The sequence below is a fragment of the Streptomyces silvae genome (genome assembly GCF_016745505.1).
In the GTDB taxonomy this organism is placed as follows: Bacteria; Actinomycetota; Actinomycetes; order Streptomycetales; family Streptomycetaceae; genus Streptomyces; species Streptomyces silvae.
Genome location: NZ_JAERUC010000031.1, coordinates 1 through 3363, shown reverse-complemented (window position 1 = coordinate 3363; position 3363 = coordinate 1). Strand labels below are relative to the sequence as shown.

Below are 3363 nucleotides of genomic sequence, written 5' to 3'. Positions count from 1 at the left end.
AAAGCCCCGTGCCCTTGTGGCACGGGGCTTTTCTGCGTTCCGGGCACCCTTGGGACCCCTGTGCACCGGAGCTCGGGGACTGAGGGTAAGGTCAGGGGGCATCATTGGCACGTTCTTCACAGGAGGCCCCCGGGTGGAGGTCCAGGAGACTCGAGTTCAGACGGACCGAGTACTCACCATCCCCAACATCCTCAGCATGGCCCGCCTCGTCGGCGTACCGCTCTTCCTGTGGCTGATTCTCCGCCCCGTGTTCGGCGGGCCCAACAGTGACGGCTGGGCCCTGCTGGTACTGATGCTGAGCGGGGTCAGTGACTACCTCGACGGCAAGCTCGCCCGTCGGTGGAATCAGATCAGCAGCCTCGGCCGGCTCCTGGACCCGGCCGCCGACCGCCTCTACATTCTTTCCACCCTCGTGGGGCTCACCTGGCGGGAGATCCTGCCACTCTGGCTGACAGCGGCTCTCCTCGCGCGTGAGCTGATGCTCCTCGTCATGGTGGGAATCCTGCGCAAGCACGGCTATCCGCCGCCCCAGGTCAACTTCCTGGGGAAAGCTGCAACATTCAACCTGATGTACGCCTTCCCCTTGTTGCTGCTCAGCGACGGAAGTGGTTGGCTTGCTTCGCTGGGCAGCATTTTCGGATGGGCGTTCGCTGGTTGGGGTACAACCCTCTACTGGTGGGCAGGGATCCTCTATGTGGTCCAGGTCCGCCGTCTGGTCAAGGCGGATGAAGTAGCCGATTAGCTCGTTGATGTGGAGCCGTGCAGAGTCGCCGGTCCACACAGGATGCTGTTGTGGTGCCCCGACGGGTGAAGTCGGCTAGACCGTCGTCTCTTCAAGGAGGACGTTTCCGACATGAAGGCCGTCGTGATGGCAGGCGGTGAGGGCACACGCCTTCGCCCCATGACCTCAAGCATGCCCAAGCCGCTCCTGCCCGTGGCCAACCGGCCGATCATGGAGCATGTGCTGCGGCTGCTCAAAAGGCATGGGCTCAACGAGACCGTCGTCACCGTCCAGTTCCTCGCCTCTCTCGTCAAGAATTACTTCGGCGACGGCGAAGAGCTCGGGATGGAGCTCAGCTATGCCAACGAGGAGAAGCCACTCGGTACCGCAGGAAGCGTGAAGAACGCCGAGGAGGCCCTGAAGGACGACACCTTCCTGGTGATTTCCGGCGACGCCCTCACCGACTTCGACCTTACGGACCTCATCGCATTCCACAAGGAGAAGGGCGCACTCGTCACGGTGTGCCTCACCCGGGTCCCGAATCCTCTGGAATTCGGGATCACGATTGTGGACGAGGACGGGAAGGTCGAGCGTTTCCTGGAGAAGCCGACCTGGGGTCAGGTCTTCTCGGACACGGTGAACACGGGCATCTACGTCATGGAGCCCGAGGTCTTCGACTACGTCCAGGCCGACACCTCCGTGGACTGGTCAGGGGATGTCTTCCCGCAGCTCATGAAGGAAGGCAAGCTGATCTGCGGCTATATCGCGGAGGGCTACTGGGAGGACGTCGGCACGCACGAAAGCTATGTGAAGGCCCAGGCCGACGTGCTGGAGCGCAAGGTCGACGTGGAGCTGGACGGCTTCGAGATCTCGCCCGGCGTCTGGGTGGCGGAAGGCGCGGACGTCCATCCCGACGCCGTGCTGCGTGGACCGCTGTACATCGGTGACTACGCCAAGATCGAGGCCGGCGCCGAAATCCGCGAGCACACCGTCATCGGCTCCAACGTCGTCGTGAAATCGGGCGCCTTCCTGCACCGTGCGGTCGTGCACGACAACGTGTTCATCGGCGAGCACAGCAATCTGCGTGGCTGTGTGATCGGGAAGAACACCGACATCATGCGGGCCTCGCGGATCGAGGACGGCGCCGTGATCGGCGACGAGTGCCTCGTGGGTGAAGAATCGATCATCCAGGGCAACGTCCGGGTCTACCCGTTCAAGACCATCGAGGCCGGTGCCTTCGTCAACACCTCGGTGATCTGGGAGTCGCGCGGCCAGGCGCATCTCTTCGGCGCCCGCGGTGTCTCCGGGATCCTGAACGTCGAGATCACCCCGGAGCTCGCCGTCCGGCTCGCCGGCGCGTACGCGACGACCCTCAAGAAGGGCGCGACCGTCACGACCGCCCGTGACCACTCCCGTGGTGCGCGTGCCCTGAAGCGAGCGGTCATCTCGGCTCTCCAGGCCAGCGCCATCGACGTCCGCGACCTGGAGAACGTGCCGTTGCCGGTCGCCCGTCAGCAGACCGCGCGGGGCAGCGCCGGCGGCATCATGATCCGTACGTCGCCGGGGGTGCCCGACTCGGTCGACATCATGTTCTTCGACGAGAGGGGAGCGGACCTCTCCCAGGCACGGCAGAAGAAGCTCGACCGCGTCTACGCCCGTCAGGAGTTCCGCCGGGCCTTCCCCGGCGAGATCGGGGACCTCCACTTCCCGTCGAGTGTCTTCGACTCCTACACGGGCTCCCTGCTCCGCAACGTCGACACGAGCGGCATCGCCGACGCGGGCCTCAAGGTCGTCGTCGACGCCTCCAACGGCAGCGCCGGACTCGTTCTGCCGAGCCTCCTCGGACGCCTCGGTGTGGACGCGCTGACGATCAACCCCGGGCTCGACGAATCCCGGCCCACGGAGTCCGCCGAGTCCCGGCGGGCCGGGCTGGTGCGTCTCGGGGAGATCGTCTCGTCCGCACGGGCCGCCTTCGGCGTCCGGTTCGACCCCGTCGGTGAGCGGCTCTCCCTCGTGGACGAGCGCGGCCGCATCATCGAGGACGACCGGGCCCTGCTGGTCATGCTCGACCTCGTGGCGGCCGAGCGCAGGAGCGGACGGGTCGCCCTGCCGGTGACGACGACACGCGTCGCCGAACAGGTGGCGGCGTACCACGGCACGCAGGTGGAGTGGACGACCACCTCACCCGACGACCTGACCCGGGTGGGCCGCGAGGACAGCACGATCTTCGGCGGTGACGGCCGCGGCGGGTTCATCATCCCCGAGTTCAGCAGCGTCTTCGACGGTGCGGCGGCCTTCGTCCGGCTCATCGGGCTGGTGGCCAGGACACAGCTCACCCTCAGCCAGATCGACGCCCGGATCCCGCGTGCCCATGTGCTGCGGCGCGACCTCGCCACCCCGTGGGCGGTCAAGGGGCTCGTCATGCGGCGGGTCGTGGAGGCCGCGGGGGAGCGCAGCGTGGACACCACCGACGGCGTCCGCGTGGTCGAGACCGACGGCCGCTGGGTGATGGTGCTGCCCGACCGGGCGGAAGCGGTCACGCACCTGTGGGCCGAAGGCCCCGACGACGCCTCCGCCCAGGCACTGCTCGACGAGTGGGCGGCCGTCGTGGACAGCGCGGGCGACTAGAGCGACCGAGCCGT

The 3363-nt window shown here is 66.7% G+C and carries 2 protein-coding genes; both read left to right on the top strand.

All coding sequences use genetic code 11. From position 1 onward, the window contains the following. The first annotated feature begins 133 nt into the window (after nt 1-133). Nucleotides 134-742, top strand: coding sequence for a cardiolipin synthase ClsA (clsA, locus tag JKV81_RS05060; RefSeq protein ID WP_129261190.1), 609 nt, complete (start codon nt 134-136; stop codon nt 740-742). 111 nt (nt 743-853) lie between these two features. Then, nucleotides 854-3349, top strand: coding sequence for a mannose-1-phosphate guanyltransferase (locus JKV81_RS05055; protein WP_099172174.1), 2496 nt, complete (start codon nt 854-856; stop codon nt 3347-3349). Nucleotides 3350-3363 lie beyond the last annotated feature (14 nt).

Excerpts from the sequence above, each read along its gene's own strand:
- JKV81_RS05055 (WP_099172174.1), top strand. The coding sequence starts at position 854 with ATGAAGGCCGTCGTGATGGCAGGCGGTGAGGGCACACGCCTTCGCCCC.